A 15,949-nucleotide genomic window follows, 5' to 3' on the forward strand; every position below is an offset into this window, starting at 1 on the left:
TTTTTGTTGCGTGGGCTTTGCCCACGCAACAAAAAATCCTTACCCCTTAAGGACTGCCGTTTTTTGGAAGGGTCGCGCGGAGCGCGACCCTTCCAAAAAACTATTGCAGGTTAACTTGTGATCCTAAGTAGATGCCGAATTGCAGATGCCAATTCCCCTCCTCATCAGCTCAAATTAGATTTGAGAGTTGAACCGCAATTTGCTACGCTTTGTTAAGGTTTGTGATTTGCTGCCTATATAGGACATTTGGCTGCAGCTATTTTCAGCGATTCCAGCCAGTTCAGGATGCAATCTCGCCAAGTCTGAACGACTTGTCAGGCACTAGAATCAACTTTGATGATCTCGACAGCTTAAGCACAGCAAGATTTCAAATAGATCTTATTCAGACTGCGTTTTTTAGTTGAGAATCGCCAGACTAGGCTTCTTAAAGGTTTTTCAGGCGGTTCCATATTCAGTAATACGATTTAGGATAGGTAGCTTCATGGGAACGACCGTCGCGCCGGATCAGATAGAGAGGATTGTTTGGAATCAGCACCAAAACCCATTCGAAGTCTTGGGACCTCACCTGCTAGAACAAGACGGCAAAAAAGTCTGGGTAGTGAGAGCCTATCTTCCCCGCGCCAGTGAAGCATGGGTCGTTTTTCCGGAAGAGCGGACTGAATTTGCGATGCTGTCTGAGCATCACCCCAACTTTTTTGAGTGCGTGCTAGACACACCAGACATCAAGAATTACCAGCTTCGGGTGAAAGAAGGCGATCGCACCTACGTCACCTACGATCCCTATGCCTTTCGCTCTCCCCACATTACCGATCTGGATATTCACCTCTTTGCCGAGGGAAACCACCATCGCATTTACGAGAAGCTGGGGGCACACCTGAGCGAAGTAGACGGCGTGAAGGGAGTTTACTTTGCCGTTTGGGCACCCAACGCTCGCAACGTTTCGCTGCTCAGCGACTTTAATCACTGGGACGGTCGTGAACATCAGATGCGGCGATTAGGCGACGGCATTTGGGAGCTATTTATCCCTGGGATAGGGGTGGGCACCAGCTACAAGTATGAGGTCAAAAACCAGGCGGGTCACATTTACGAAAAGTCTGATCCCTACGGCTACTACCAGGAAGTTCGCCCCAAGACCGCATCGATCGTTGCCGATCTCGATCGCTACCAGTGGAACGACAGCGAATGGATGGAGCAGCGTCGCCACATTGAACCCTTGACCAAACCCATCTCTGTTTACGAGGTGCATCTAGGCTCCTGGCTGCATGGCTCCGCGTCTGAACCTGGGCTGGATGCAAAAGGCAACCCCGTGCCGCCCGTCATTGTTGCCGAATTAAAACCTGGTGCCCGCTTTCTGACCTATCGTGAGCTGGCCGATCGCCTGATTCCCTATGCTAAAGAATTAGGCTTTACCCATCTAGAACTGCTGCCGATCGCCGAGCATCCGTTTGACGGCTCTTGGGGCTATCAGGTGACAGGCTACTATGCTTGTACCTCGCGGCATGGTAGTCCTGAAGACTTCATGTATTTCGTTGATCAGTGCCATGCTAACGGCATAGGCGTGATCGTAGACTGGGTTCCGGGTCACTTTCCCAAAGACGGGCATGGGCTAGCTAACTTTGACGGTACGGCGCTCTACGAACATGCTGATCCGCGCAAGGGTGAACATAAAGAGTGGGGCACGCTAGTCTTCAACTATGGTCGCAATGAAGTCCGCAACTTCCTGGTTGCCAACGCCCTGTTTTGGTTTGACAAGTACCACATTGACGGTATTCGGGTTGATGCCGTTGCCTCGATGCTGTATCTCGACTACCTGCGTCCTACAGGTGAATGGGTGCCCAACCAGTACGGCGGACGAGAAAACATTGAAGCCGCCGATTTCTTGCGCCAGATGAATCACGTTTTGTTTGGCTACTTTCCGGGAACCCTTAGCATTGCCGAAGAGTCTACTACTTGGCCGATGGTTTCTTGGCCGACCTATATGGGCGGGCTAGGCTTTAACTTGAAGTGGAGCATGGGCTGGATGCATGACATGCTGGACTACTTCCACATGGACCCGTGGTTCCGGCAGTTTCACCAAAACAACGTTACCTTCAGCATCATGTATGCCTTCAGCGAAAACTTCATGCTGGCGCTCTCCCACGACGAAGTAGTGCATGGCAAGAGTCCGATGATTGGCAAAATGCCAGGAGATGAGTGGCAGAAATTCGCCAATCTACGGGCGCTGTATGCCTATATGTTTGCCCATCCCGGCAAGAAAACCCTGTTCATGAGCATGGAATTTGGGCAATGGACAGAGTGGAATGTTTGGGGCGATCTAGACTGGCATTTGCTTCAGTCTGAACCCCACCAAAAGCTGAAGTACTTTATTAGCCGCCTAAACGAGCTGTACAAGAGCCAGCCTGCGCTCTATACCCAAGACTTCTCTGCTGAAGGTTTTGAGTGGATTGACTGTAGCGACAATCGCCACAGCGTTGTGGCGTTTCTCCGCAGGGCGAAGGATGACCCCAGCGAGTGTGTCATCACTGTCTGCAACTTTACACCACAGCCCCATGCCCATTACCGGGTAGGCGTACCAGAGCTAGGTTTCTACACAGAGCTATTTAACAGCGACTCTCGCGAGTATGGGGGCAGCAATATGGGCAACCTCGGCGGCAAGTGGGCAGAAGAGTGGTCATACCATAACTGCCCTTACTCGATCGATCTTTGCCTGCCGCCCCTCGGCGTGATTATGCTGAAGCTCGATCGCTCCAAAGTATCGCCAGCCGCAGCATTCAAAGAGGCGACATCAGCAGCAGGCATTGAGATTAGTAATTAGGTGTGATGAGGATATTGAGCTTATGTGGATGACTGCGATCGTTTGTTTTATTATCGCGTTTGTTTTAGCGAGTCTTGTAGAATACTGGCTGCATCGGCTCATGCATGTCTCACCCAAAGTAGGAGAGCGCCATCGCGATCATCACCGTCGTAACGAAGGGCAAGGCGTGGTTTGGGAGTTCCTAGACTATGTGAAGGGAAGTGCGATCGTCATGTTCCTCCTGTTTTTCGTGTCTTGGCAGGCTGGCTTAGGCTGGTTCCTGGGAGCGCTGGTCTACGCAGCCTTCTCAGCCTACGCCCACCAGCTTCAGCATGAAAATCCAACCAAGTGTTTCTGGATGAAAATGCCCGTTCACTACGTCCATCACAAATATGGCATGTGGCATCACAACTTCGGCTTAGCCGTAGACTGGTGGGATCACGTCTTCGGCACCTATAAGCTAGTAGACTGGCTAACCGAAGAAGAGCAGAACCGCCCAGAAAAAGGATATTTAGAGCTGCGGTGGCGATAGCTTTGGCAATCAACACATTGCTAGATTGAAGTTTCCTAGCCTCACGTCCCCCAAGCCTGGGGGACTTTGAGTTTTATGTGGCAATCGCCAAGGCGGTTAAGACGGGGACATTTATGGTGGGACGCTTCGCGTCCCACCATAAATGTTATAAGCAAACTGGCGACAGCCATACCTTGAACTTTGAAAGAATAGTAAACCTCCATGCCGTCTATCCTTCATCTCGTGCGCAGGGGATGTAGGGACGCGCTCTGTCCCCCGCCGGGGGTTTGGGGGAAACCCCCAAGGCTGTTGGCTGTTCAAGAAGCCTCGATCCTCTCTACCCTCAGCCAATTCCCCGATCGATTCAGCCATCCTTCTACCCTCAGCTTCTCTCCCGTCTTAAACTGACTCAGACGCTCATCCACCTCATGCCTGAGCGTCACAAGAGAGATCACTTCCCCTACCAGAGCGATCGGCTGCTCAACAGTCAGCCCATAATCCTGCTCACCCCGTCGTTGAAAGTTTCCTGTAAATAACTCGCATCCTGTGGCTGACCCCGCTACATGAGCCAAACCAGGGCAATAGCCATCCGCCGGATAAGATTCTGGGTGATCGAGATAGTACCGCTGCCAGAACAGCCAGTCTGGGTGTTCTGGCGGCAGATTAAACAGAGGAATCAGCATTGGGGGAGCGATCGCATCTTCCAGCAAAGCCTCTTGCAGCCTCCGTACCGACAAATCTCTAGGCTGACAGCCTTGCTGAACACACAGCGCCGCCGCCATTCCTGCCGCCTGACCCAGACCCAATACCACAGGCTGTAATCGGGTTGCCCCATTGGCAATATGGGAAACCGAAATATTTTTCTCGCATACTAACAGTCCCTCCATCTCAGCCGGAACTAGACAGCGGTAGGGCAGTGCAAACGGCGTACCTGTCCAGCGTCCGCCCCAGCGAATCGACTTAGGCTGCAACGAAAACTCAAAGCCGGGATAATGGTGATCGTTGGCATAATTACCGAAGGCGATCGCTTCCACTTCTCCTATTTCGTTCAGCGGCAGTGCCGCCACCTGGGACTGAACCTGGGGCAGAATATCCTGCTCTCGCACCGTCACGAGTCCCTGCAATCGCCGACTTTCCCGATAGTAAGGGTGCAGGGCGTACGCTCCTCCCCCTAGCTGCTGTTGAGGAAACGTATTCTCCGCTAATCCATAGCGCCGTCCGAACTGCTGCTGCAAAAAATGGGCGAAATGTTGAGAATGCGCCTGTGCCTCCCGCAAAAAATCCTGGCGATCGCTCTCCGACTGTACCAACCGCTGTAGCCCTACCCCATAGTCATTCCCCTGCTGAGGCCAGTTGAGCATAAAGCGGTTTCCAGGCAGCCGACCGTAGTTCAAAAACTGCTCGGCACCGTAGCCCTGCCAAGTACCCTCAAAAGACAGCTCTGATTCAGCCTCAATCGGCGGTGCTTGACCCTCACCGAAGTCTTGCAAGACCACGATCCAGGTGGGAGCCTGAACTGGATATTGTTGGGTGAGCGCATTGGGGCGATCGGGTGCGCTGGGTTCTTGCCAGTGCGATCGCCATTCCCATCCCCAGCGATAAGGCACCTCGCCCAACGCCAGCAAATCGCCTAGCTCAGTTCCATCTAGAGTAATTTTTGCTTGAATTTTATAGTCAGCAAATCGCACACCCGTCACGGTATTGCCTGCCTTCTGGACTTCTAAAGGCACCTGTCCCTGAATCCAGCGCAAATTGGGCAACTGCTGCACCCAGTCGGCAAAAATAGCGGCTCCCACCCTTGGTTCATAGGTGAAAAAACTGACCCAGGCGTGATCTAATCCTTCCTTCTGACGCTGCTGCAACTCCCGTAAAAATGCTCCCCAAAGCCCTGTCTGAAATGCCGCCAGCTCATTGCCATCTGGAGCCGCCACCCCTGCCGATGTCAGCATTCCCCCCAGCCAAGAGAACTTGCTAACTAGGACAGTCTGAGCGCCCCGCCGCGCTGCCTGAATCGCTGCAGCCGTACCGCCTGTCCCTCCTCCAACGACCAAGACCTCTGTACTGATTTCCTCCATTGTTCCTCATGCCCTAAGCCCGATGATTACGGCTATATAATTTTGGCTCAAAGTGAAGTGCCAGCACCTCTTAATTTGAGGTACTGGCACTTCACGTAGTATTCAAAGGGATTTATGTTTAGGGTCTTTATATTGGCTGACCCCATTTCAATTGTGTCCATTGTGACAGAACCTAGCCGATGAGAGGAGTTTCTTAAGGTTTGCTTAACTTCTCTTTCTCAACGCTCTTGCGGTTGGCTCGCTGCTCCAGCCGAAACAGCCAAACCATCAAAGCCACTACACCCGCCTGTAACGCAAAGTTGGGCAAAGCTGCCTCAACGTCTCTCCCAGCAATAATCTGCGCTAAAAAGATCACGCCGCCCACCAATCCCGATAGGGCGCAGCTGAAGTAAACAAACTGCCGTAAGCCACGATAGGGCGCTTTTGCTTCGGCTTTGAGCTGAGCATAGAGCTGAGGATCAATGTTGCGCTTGGGCTTGCCGGAAAGCTTAGAGTCAGTCATGGTGGAAAGTGGGCTTCAGCGAATCTTTGACGTGGCTCAGAATCTTGATAATCCGATTCTCCCACGAAAACTGCTGGACAAACGCCATGCTGTCGGAATAGCCCTCCGATCGCCGAGGATGGCTTTCAAGCACGCGCTGAAGAGTTGCTGCTAGAGCGATCGCCCGATCGGCTTCGCACCAGCCCGCTACCACACCCGCCAATTTAAACTCCATCAGAGATGGAATTTCCGTGGAGACGATCGGTGTTCCAGAAGCCATGTAGTCAAAAAACTTCAGCGGTGAAGTAAAGGTTGCCGCTTTTCCGAGGCAGTGAGGATGCACCAGCACGTCAGCAGCTTGCAGCAAACTCGCCAGATCTTGATGCAGCACATAGCCCAAAAACTTGGCGTTGAATACCTGCTGCTGTTGGCATAGCGTTCGGTAGGCGGCAACCTGAGCTTCGTCACCTCCCGCAAACACAAACTGCACATCTGGCAGGGCTTTTGCCACTTCAATCAGTAGGTCTACGCCTTTGAACGGATGAAGTGCTCCCGAATAGACAGCTAGCTTTGACCGATCGCTGGACAGCAATTTTTGTCGCCAAGCTTTTGCCTGTTCCGGTTGACGTTGCAGAAATAGCTGATTAAAGCCGTTGTGTATTTTCACCACTTTCTGGGGCGGCATCCCCGACTCAATCATAGTCTCTCGAACGGTATCCGCAACGGTAACAGCGATCTGAAACAGCGAATGATTGACAATCTCTGGCTCAAATTGCTTGCTCTCGTGGTGGTGATGTTCATAGATGACGGGAATGCTGTTTTGAATTGCCGCTTTGACAAAATTCCAGTCTCGCGTATGGACAATCTGAGTGCGCGATCGCATATACAAAGGCAAGTAATATTTAGAGGCGATCGTGCTAGGGTCGAATCCTTTGAGGGGCGATCGAGCCAGCGTCCAGGGAATCGGAAGCGCCGCAACTTTAAGCTTGTCTTGAAGGTTATAGAAGCTGCTCAAATTCTCTTCAGGGAACTGCGGCTTAAATGGCTCTACCCAGTCTCCCAGATTCAACCAGTTTGGCTGCTGCTTCAAATAAGTCAATACCGACGAATAGCCCAAATTTGCGGCGGCGTTAGCACAGTTTGCCACCTGTACCAAATCGGCTCTGGGCTGAGGTAAGGTATTGCGGGTAAAGAAAATATAGTGTTTTAGCATGATTTACCCTATGCCTAAGTCTGTACCTGAATGGCCTGAGCAGGAAACTGCAATGATTCTTCTAACTGGGGCTTCTCTGGATCATGCTCCAAACGCTCTAAACTTTTAATCAAATTTAGCGCTGAATAGTAGGCTCCCTGCGTATATTCCTGCTGTTCTTCAGGGGTTTCGACGATGCCATCAATCATCAATCCCAGCAGACCAATGACGCCATTCAAAAGCGTCCGAAACTGGTGAGAAGTTTTGGCAAGCTGCGTTTGATTCAGCTCAAATTTGATCTGGGTCTTATCCTCAAACTGCATGTCGCACAGACGCGCATAGTATCCGTTCTTTGCCATGAGCTGTTGATGAGAGCCAAGCTCTACCACTCTGCCCTGATCCATGACGGCAATTTGGTCGGCTTTTTGCACCGTGGAGAGGCGATGGGCAATTACCAGCGTCGTGCGATCGCGGCTCAAATGATCGATCGCCTCTTGCACCAGCCGTTCCGACACCGTATCTAGGGCGCTTGTTGCCTCGTCCAGAATCAGGATTTCCGGGTTTTGCAGCAAGGCTCTGGCAATGGCAATTCGCTGTCGCTGTCCGCCAGAGAGCAGGACACCCCGATCGCCAATTTGGGTGTCAAATCCTTGGGGCAATTGCAGGATGAACTCATGGGCATTGGCTTGTTTTGCCGCTTCCATAATTGCAGAGTCCGTTGCGTCGGCACAGCCATAGGCAATGTTGTCTCGGATAGACGCGTTAAACAAAAACGTGTCCTGGCTGACAATGCCCATCGATCGCCGCAGCGACTTGAAATCCAGCGATCGCAAATCCTGCCCGTCAATCAAGATACAGCCCTGAGTTGGGTCATAAAATCGCGGCAGCAAGTCTGCCAGAGTAGACTTTCCGGCACCTGAAGAGCCGACCAGCGCCAGGGTTGTATTTTTGGGCAAATGCAGATCGACCTCACTGAGAACAGGCTTTTTCTGTCCGGGATAGGTGAGGGAAAGATTTTGAAAGTGAATGCCCTGCTTCAGCGCCGTGAAGGGGATGGAGCCATTTTTCATAAAGGGCTTGTTGTCTTGCCGCAAAAAATCGCTAGCAATTTCAATGCTGGGGGAAATGTTGGCTAACTGGCTGCGGGCACCGTTCAGTTGGGCAATTAGCGGCAGCGTTCGGAAGAGCAGAAACAGGTAGGTCAACAATACGGCTGAAAATGCCTCGACCTGATTGCCTAAGACCGACCGACCGATTAGCACAATCAGCAGCAGTGCCACAATTCCCGTCATTTCGCTCACGGGATCGATCAGTGCCGACACTGCCTGCGCTTTGAACTCTGCCTCCTCGCGATCGCCAATCAGCTTTTTCAAACGCTGATACTCATGAGTCTCATTTGCCGTACAGCGCACTAGCCGCATCCCTGACAGCAGATCTAGGACGCTCGTCGAGTAGGCTCTAGAAGATTCTGAAAGCTCCTTGCCAAATTGCTTAGAGCGCCCAATACTGTATTGATTCACCGATGCAACCACCGCCAGCAGAGCTGTAGAAACGATCGTCAACTGCCAAGACAGCGCCAGCAGCAAGCTCACAAATACCAGTACGGTGATACTGACTGTGACAGTGCGGGTAAGGGTAGCGATTGCACTAGCCGCCCTAGACACTTCGTTATTCAAACGGTTGATGATATCGCCAATCCCGGTTTTGACGTAAAAGTCGATGTCCACATCTAGCAGCAGCCGCAAGCCGCGTTCTCGTAGGTCATTAGACAGGGTTCGTTTCAGGGCACCGGACACCAACGCATTGGCATAGGCAGCTATATTTTTGAATAGCAGCAGCAAAATAATGGCGCTCGTCATGAGCAGCAGGTTTTGCTGACCAGAGCCGCCTACAAAGGGCGAGAGTAATGCCTGGATGACTGGCGGCAAGCCTTTTGTGGCGATCGGCTCTCCCAAAAAACTCAGCAAAACCGGAATAATCAGTGCTGTGCTAATACCATTGAATAAAGCTCCGGAAAAGCCCAAGGCAACGTTGAGACTAATGAGTCCAGGATAGCGTTGAGCCAGATTGCTCAGAAGGTGACGAGAGGACATGAGGCATCTCTGCAAGGGGATTTCACTCGTAGAGTTCCCCAGAACCGCTAGACTATGATCAATTCTCTGCCGCCAGGAGCCGCTCTATGAGCGATGTAAAAACTGCCTTGCCTACCGATACCTGGGTCAAAGCTACCTGGGAGGAGTATTTGTGGCAGGTAGAACAGCCTAATTACGAAAACGCAAAAGGCTACTATCTCGACGGATGGATGAGGACTGAGATGCTCCCTGTTGGATTTGACCACAGCCGAGATCATGGAACGCTAGCTCTTGGAGTTGCTCTGTTTTGCATTCTTAGAGGAATTCCTCTGACCATCCTCGATAACTGCTCGTTTCGCAAGGTCGGCAAGAGAGAATTTCAGCCGGATTTGTCCTACTACATTGGCGATCGCGCCAGACTCATCCCCACTGGAACCAATATCGTCAACCTCGATCGCTATCCCCCGCCGGATTTAGCGATTGAAATTGGCAAGACGACGATTGTGGACGATCGCACCACTAAGCGGACGTTATACGAAGAGGCTGGCGTGAAAGAATATTGGGCGGTTGATGTCGAGAACCTGAGCATTTATGCCTTTGAGATGATCGATCGCGGCAGTCGGCGAATCGATCGGTCGCAGTTGCTGCCGGGGTTGGCGATGTCGTCTTTAGAGGAGGCGCTACAGCAGAGTCGATCGGTTGATCAGTCACAAGTGGGAGCTTGGCTGATGCAGCAGTTTCAGCCATTGCCTTAATGGACTGTCAACGTTGGGCTGGGTGTGGCTATCCTTCCTATCACTCATCTCATCAGAGAGGGCTTTTGGAAAATCCCCCAGGTTTGGATTCGCACACCCTTAGCTCCCAACACGACCTCCTAAAGTGTACCCCTCTGTCTAGACAGTTTTAGTAGAAGTTTAAGGTGGAATCTCCCATCGGCTTCAAATGCTCTTCCTTGCAATAATTTATACAAGCTCTAATCCTAGCTGCTGAAGTGTATCTTTGCAGGAGTTTGATAACTCAACGACTGCTGTAATCGCTGATGATTGTAAAAGTGAAAGTACGATGACAAACTCTTAACTGCGTTGGATACACTCTCGTAATTCTTAATATACACCTCCTCGTACTTTACTGTTCTCCATAAGCGCTCAATAAAAATATTATCAAACGCTCTGCCTTTACCATCCTGGCTAATGGCAATGTTTTCTCTCTCCAAGTAACCCGTGAAGACGTTACTGGTGAACTGAGAGCCTTGGTCAGAGTTGAAGATTTGGGGTTTGCCCACACTCAAAGCCGTTTCCAATGCCTCTAAACAAAAGCCAACATCCATCGTATTGGAAACTTGCCATGCCAACACATAGCGGCTGAACCAGTCCAGAATCGCCACTAGGTAGACGAAGCCATGCGGCATCCGAATATAGGTGATGTCCGTGCTCCAAACTACGTTGGGGGCGTTGATACTCATCCCTTTGAGCAAATAAGGGTAACGCCTGACCTGCTCACCCGGTAGACTCGTTTTAGGGCGAGGATAGATCGCCTCAATTCCCATTTGCCGCATCAACCGTGCCACCCGCTTGTGGTTGACTGCTTCTCCCTGAGTCCGCAACCACGCACTCATCCGTCGGATGCCGTAAAAGGGAGTTGCTGTGTACTGAGTGTCTATCAGCTTCATCAGATGTAGCTCGTAGGGGTCAACTTCAACCGCTTTGTAATACCAACTAGAACGTGCTAAGCCGACTAATTCACATTGGCGGACAACACTAATGCCCTCATGCTCTGGCTCAATCAATCGCCGTTTATCGTCCACGGCTGAGTCCAGATTTTTTTTTCAACCAGTCCAACTCAACTTGGAGTTGTCCGATTTGTTGATACAAGCTGGCAGTCAATTCTTCCTGTCCCTTCTGGGCTTGGGCACGTCGGGTTGAGAAGATCTGGGGCACTTCCTCTAGCACTTGCTTTTTCCATTGGGTGATCTGGTTGGGATGTACCTCAAACTGACTAGCCAATTCGTTGATAGTTTTGTTGCCCTTGATTGCCTCAAGAGCAACTTTGGCTTTGAACTCTGCACTGTATTGTTTCCACTGCATTGTCACTGTCCTCTCCGTAGGTTTACAAGCCTTGGGGCAGTGATCCCACCTTAGCTAATTGTCCAGTTTTCGGGGTACATCATACTCCCAACTTTTCTTGCTAGATTGGAACCAAGCTCTGCCAACCCCAAAACTAGCGTCAGATTCAGCTATGAAGCAAATCGCACCGTGGAAATTATTAGGGCTGTTTGGGTGGTTCAGGGAAGAGGCGAGGTAGTAGAACTCCCGTGAGAGCTGCAATAAACGCTAGGATCGCGTTGATAGCTTCTTGAGAAAAGTGTTTAGACAACCAGCTTGGCTCAATGCTTTGGATAGGAAATTGGGGATACAAACCTACCTTAATGCCTTGGCTTTCGCCAGAGACGAGAGTTTGCAAACCTTGCGGAGATTGGGGATGGATCTGAATGTAACGCAGCTTGCGGATACCCGGTTTCGACGCGATAATCAAAAACTGGTTTTCCTTGAGTTGTAGCGACTGGCGTTGCATCTGAACTTCACCCAACAAAATGGTGGAGGTTGGCAGTTCGTCTGTGACAACTTCTGTAGTTTCAGTGCTGGAAAAACGAACGTCCTGAACGTCAAAATCTCCCCAGAGCCATTGAGGTAGATTGACTTTTTCAGAGTTGGCGGCCTTGGCAAAATCAGGTAAATCGATAAATAGGCGGGTGGGAGAGAGCAGCGAGAGCGTAGACTCGTCGAAACTTGGAGTGAATTGCAGGTCTAGACTTTGAAACGCACTGATATCGGTTTTAATTCCCAACTCAGGAATGTTGAACCTTTCTATGCTGAGAGCAAGCGGCTGTTGACCGAGCTGTAGCTTAAGCGTACCCAAAGGTTTGGCGGTAGCTGAAGTGGGAGTATCGGGTAAATTGCTCCGAAGTTGGCAGGTTTCTAAGGGAGTGTTGACAGACTGAAGACAAAAAGAAAGCTGGGCAGGCTGACCTGGTTGGGCTTGGTACTTAAGTTGATTGATTTGCGTGGCGGGCTGGATACGGGCTTCTAAGATGGCAAGTTCGCTCTCTTTTACAGGCGTAAAAATTAGGCGACTGTCAGCATAGGGAAATTCGATCGCCAGTCGATCGCGCTGACTCAGCTTTTGGTTAAGCATTGGATCGCTGCTAGAAAACTTGCCCGTCAAAACTAGCGGTTGGGGTTGGCTTCCTTCAATATCGAGCTTTTTGAGTCGGCGAATGGTGCTGAGGAAACGGCGCTCTGTGTCGCCTGCGTAGGTGAAGCCCATTTCCTGGACGATCAGATTGCCCTCGAAGATGTAGCTGCCGCGCCACACAAAACTCCCCAGCAGCACTGCAACCCAAAGTAGCAGCAGGAACAGAACCAGCCAGATATCCCAGCGGCGAAGCTTGGAGAGCTGCTTAGTCCAACGAAATTTGCGCTGTTTCGATGCCGTGGAGCGATTGGGCGGACGAGGCGGAGAACTCATGGAAGATTATAGCCAGTCAGGATTGTGCTGAAAGCGGAATGTACGGTGTTGTCCTTCTCCATCTTCGATGTAGAGTTCGTAGGTGCCCGCATCCGCGTTGCCGTATTTCCAATTAAAGCTGAATTCTCCCTCTTGAGGATTAGTTTGAGGTTTTTTGAAAACCGCTTGACCCTTATACCGAATTTCGAGCTTGGGTAGAGTGGTGCGTTGGGGAATACTGAGCACGAACTGATATTGGCTGTCTGGAGAGCCAAGAATTACTGGAAAATAGATAGGGTTGGAATCGCGGGTAGTGTAGGCAAGGGCACGCAGTCTTGTAATTGGGATTTCGGCGGCTTTGAGGACAGTGCGGGTATCCAGGTTGAATGTATAGCCGTAAGCGCTGGAACTAGGACTGATGTTATCTAGAAGGTACTTTCTATAAAACGATTGCAGAGCAACGGTGGGAGGAGTGCTGCCTGTACCCGGAACCCTAAGAGTGAGCCGATCAGGGTAGCTACTGAGGGTACTTGTGGAGAAGGAAATCAGACCGAAGGAAGCACTGGCATTTTGTTCGCGTAATCCTTCACATCGGTTGTTGTCTCGACGGATATAGGCAAGGGATTGAGAATTTCCGGTAGGGCAAGCTTGTGCTGCTAGCGGCACGAGGCTTAGAATCAGCAGGCTAGTGAACAAAATTCTGGGATTCATAAATTTAGCAACCTATAGAGATAGAGATTAAGTGGGATTAGTTGAGAATTCGCCAGCGGCGCAACTGTTCCAGGACAATATCAATCCGGTAAGCCAAACCTGCGTCTCCGGCTGCTTCCGAAATATCCCGTAAAGCAGGGGTAGGTTGGTCTGGAGTCGTGGCAACGTCTTGCTTGTTGCGAATCTGCACCATCATCCCCACCACCTGCCTCTGGTCATTAATAACGGGACCCCCTGAATTTCCTTCTGCTACATAGGCATCAATTGGCATCAAAGAGTCATTGGGACTGTAGTTCATAACATTTCCCTCGGCAGAGTTCCAGGGAGTTTCGACTGTGTAGGGGTGTCCAATCAAGCGTACAGCTGTGTTGCGGGCAAGCCGACCCGAACGCGTCTCTAGGGGACGAATATCATCTGGGACGCAGGGAACACGCGGCTGACAGGAAATTCTCAGAACTGCCAGATCTAATGCATCTCCTGGATCGGTGATCTGTTCGAGCGTCGCCGAATAGCGTGGACGGCGGTTATCGTCTAGCTCGCTGAAGAATTCTACTTCAATATGTTCTCCGGGGCGACGGGTGCGCTGATCGCTAATTACATGCCGATTGGTCACGACCCAGACCACACTACCTTGCCGCTTGATCACCCAACCTGAGCCAATGATCCTGCCCTCGGTGGTGAGCGTCACAATCCGCGCCGTAGAACGTAACACCCCTACCAAAGGTTCTTCGGCTTCTTTGGGCAAGAACTGTCGATCGTCAATCCCTACAGGCTGTGGATTCTGCCTCAGGGCTAAAAGCCGTTGAGCCTCTTTCAGATTGTTTTGGGCTACAGCATATTTGGGATCTAGTGCAATGGCCTGCTGAAACTCTTCTATGGCTCCTGCCAAGTTTCCTTTCTGCTGAAGGGCGAAACCTAAGCCATTATGAGCCGCAGTGTGAGCGGTCGTTGGTCGACCTTTAATGTCAGGTAAACTTAGCGCTCGTTGGTAGGCGGTAATCGCTTCCTCTAGCTTTCCTTGGTCACTGAGCGCATTGCCCAGATTGTTGTAAGGAGAGGCATAGTTGGGGTCGAGTTGAATGGCTCGTTGGAAGGCGGTAATCGCTTCCTCTAGCTTTCCTTGGTCAAGGAGCGCATTGCCCAGATTGTTGTAAGGAGGGGCATCGTTGGGGTCGAGTTGAATGGCTCGTTGGTAGGCGGTAATTGCTTCCTCTAGTTTTCCTTGGTCACTGAGCGCAATCCCCAGACCGTTGTAAGGAGGGGCATCGTTGGGGTCGAGTTGAATGGCTCGTTGGAAGGCGGTAATTGCTTCCTCTAGCTTTCCTTGGTCAAGGAGGGCATTGCCCAGACCGTTGTAAGGATAGGCATCGTTGGGGTCGAGTTGAATGGCTCGTTGGAAGGCGGTAATCGCTTCCTCTAGTTTTCCTTGGTCAAGGAGCGCATTGCCCAGACCGTTGTAAGGAGGGGCATCGTTGGGGTCGAGTTGAATGGCTCGTTGGAAGGCGGTAATTGCTTCCTCTAGCTTTCCTTGACGCTTGAGCGCATTCCCTAGATTGTTGTACGCTGCGGCATTATTAGGCTCAGAACGGATCACCCGTTGCCAAATCTGTTTCAGCCTCAGCATATCTTCCAGCGTTTTGAGCTGCATTGCCTTGCTGAAAGAGCTGATCAACAGACTGTGCTTGAGCAATTTGGGGCGTAGTGGCGAGAGCCAACGTAATCAGCAGAGCCGCTAATTTAGAGTGACGCACAGCTATAAGAACATATAGGAGGGGGCAAAAATCCTCCTTTAGCCTAGCCGAATTTTCTCCAAAAGCATATCTCTAAATTTCTACCGCTGATTTTGACCTTGACTACACCCCAGTGGGCTATCAGATCTCCCCCTAAAATCCTGCTTGGGTTAGGCTGTACACAGAAGGTTTCATATAGCCAGCCCAGCCCTACAGCCCCACGGACAGATGAAACTCCCCGACTTAGACCCACAAACGATCGATCGCATCCTGGAAATGGCATGGGAAGACCGCACCCCCTTCGAGGCGATCGAACTCCAGTTTGGGCTAGATGAAAAACAGACGATCGCCCTGATGCGCCGGGAGATGAAAGCCTCTAGTTTTCGTATGTGGCGCAAGCGGGTTTCTGGACGCAGCACCAAACACGCTGCCAAACGAGAATTTGTCGCCGGACGGTTCAGGTCAGACAATCAAAAGAGTTAAGAGCGCGCTCTGTTTTGATATCGCTCGGCAGGTTGTCTACTCATTCCTGTTGGCGCGGCTTTAAGTAGCGCTAGATTTTTGGGGTCAGCTATATGGCAAGGTGCAAATAGCTGTTAAGGGACAAGCACAGGGGAAAAGAGGGACGATCGTCGAGATCTGTTTTTGTCTTTAATTCTTTGGAATAGCGTTGGGGGGTAGGTTTTGTTGCTTGCCTTTAATCCTTTGAAACAGCCTTGGGGGAGTTTCTCCCCCAAACCCCCTCATTGGGGGACGAGGCGCTTCCCCCAAACCCCCTCCGATGAGATAGCTGATAGGGAGGATAGATCGCTTCGCATTGTTGGGGCGATCGGGCTTTGCTTGATCTTAAGAATGCTTGATTTGGAGAAGACTGATCTG

Annotated in this window: 13 protein-coding genes; 4 read left to right on the forward strand and 9 right to left on the reverse strand. The window is 51.0% G+C overall.

The features are described from left to right. Positions 1–481 precede the first annotated feature (481 nt). A complete protein-coding gene (gene glgB / locus AC5JMP_RS00880; protein WP_495849531.1) occupies positions 482–2,815 on the forward strand; it encodes a 1,4-alpha-glucan branching enzyme in 2,334 nt (777 codons plus the stop codon). A gap of 28 nt (positions 2,816–2,843) precedes the next feature. Further along, entirely contained in the window at positions 2,844–3,326 is a 483-nt protein-coding gene (locus AC5JMP_RS00885) for a sterol desaturase family protein (protein WP_495849532.1), read from the forward strand. A gap of 296 nt (positions 3,327–3,622) precedes the next feature. On the opposite strand, the gene AC5JMP_RS00890 is transcribed toward AC5JMP_RS00885, so the two are convergent. From AC5JMP_RS00890 to AC5JMP_RS00905, 4 genes are all read right to left on the reverse strand, one after another. Further along, positions 3,623–5,380, reverse strand: coding sequence for an FAD-dependent oxidoreductase (locus tag AC5JMP_RS00890; RefSeq protein WP_495849533.1), 1,758 nt, complete (start codon positions 5,378–5,380; stop codon positions 3,623–3,625). Positions 5,381–5,573: 193 nt separating this feature from the next. Then, positions 5,574–5,882: a DUF3493 domain-containing protein gene (locus tag AC5JMP_RS00895; protein WP_495849534.1), complete on the reverse strand. Its 309-nt coding sequence runs from the start codon at positions 5,880–5,882 to the stop codon at positions 5,574–5,576. Continuing rightward, positions 5,875–7,074: a glycosyltransferase family 4 protein gene (locus AC5JMP_RS00900; protein ID WP_495849535.1), complete on the reverse strand. Its 1,200-nt coding sequence runs from the start codon at positions 7,072–7,074 to the stop codon at positions 5,875–5,877. Before AC5JMP_RS00900 ends, AC5JMP_RS00895 begins: the two co-directional genes overlap by 8 nt. A gap of 14 nt (positions 7,075–7,088) precedes the next feature. Beyond that, complete coding sequence (locus AC5JMP_RS00905) at positions 7,089–9,146, reverse strand: ABC transporter ATP-binding protein (RefSeq protein WP_495849536.1); 2,058 nt, start codon at positions 9,144–9,146, stop codon at positions 7,089–7,091. Positions 9,147–9,232: 86 nt separating this feature from the next. Here AC5JMP_RS00905 and AC5JMP_RS00910 point away from each other — a divergent pair, with 86 nt between their 5' ends. After that, a complete protein-coding gene (locus AC5JMP_RS00910; protein WP_495849537.1) occupies positions 9,233–9,880 on the forward strand; it encodes a Uma2 family endonuclease in 648 nt (215 codons plus the stop codon). A gap of 224 nt (positions 9,881–10,104) precedes the next feature. Here AC5JMP_RS00910 and AC5JMP_RS00915 read toward each other — a convergent pair. From AC5JMP_RS00915 to AC5JMP_RS00935, 5 genes are all read right to left on the reverse strand, one after another. Next, positions 10,105–11,209 (reverse strand): IS3 family transposase gene (locus AC5JMP_RS00915; RefSeq protein WP_495849538.1). Its coding sequence is split into 2 segments (ribosomal slippage): positions 10,105–10,942 and positions 10,941–11,209, totalling 1,107 coding nucleotides; the frame shifts between segments, so codons are not numbered across the junction. A gap of 178 nt (positions 11,210–11,387) precedes the next feature. Beyond that, positions 11,388–12,650: a hypothetical protein gene (locus AC5JMP_RS00920; RefSeq protein ID WP_495849539.1), complete on the reverse strand. Its 1,263-nt coding sequence runs from the start codon at positions 12,648–12,650 to the stop codon at positions 11,388–11,390. Positions 12,651–12,656: 6 nt separating this feature from the next. Further along, the gene (locus tag AC5JMP_RS00925; RefSeq protein ID WP_495849540.1) at positions 12,657–13,340 is read right to left on the reverse strand and encodes a hypothetical protein; all 684 of its coding nucleotides are present in this window, start codon (positions 13,338–13,340) and stop codon (positions 12,657–12,659) included. Positions 13,341–13,377: 37 nt separating this feature from the next. Beyond that, on the reverse strand, positions 13,378–14,988 hold the full coding sequence (locus AC5JMP_RS00930) for a tetratricopeptide repeat protein (RefSeq protein ID WP_495849541.1): 1,611 nt from the start codon (positions 14,986–14,988) through the stop codon (positions 13,378–13,380). Continuing rightward, positions 14,921–15,091 carry a hypothetical protein gene (locus AC5JMP_RS00935; RefSeq protein ID WP_495849542.1) on the reverse strand — a complete coding sequence of 57 codons (171 nt, stop codon included), beginning with the start codon at positions 15,089–15,091 and terminating at the stop codon, positions 14,921–14,923. Before AC5JMP_RS00935 ends, AC5JMP_RS00930 begins: the two co-directional genes overlap by 68 nt. A 207-nt stretch (positions 15,092–15,298) precedes the next feature. Between AC5JMP_RS00935 and AC5JMP_RS00940 the strand changes: the two genes are divergently transcribed. Continuing rightward, positions 15,299–15,553 carry a TIGR03643 family protein gene (locus AC5JMP_RS00940; protein ID WP_495849543.1) on the forward strand — a complete coding sequence of 85 codons (255 nt, stop codon included), beginning with the start codon at positions 15,299–15,301 and terminating at the stop codon, positions 15,551–15,553. Positions 15,554–15,949: the final 396 nt, after the last annotated feature.

The sequence above is a fragment of the Drouetiella sp. genome, assembly GCF_059504425.1.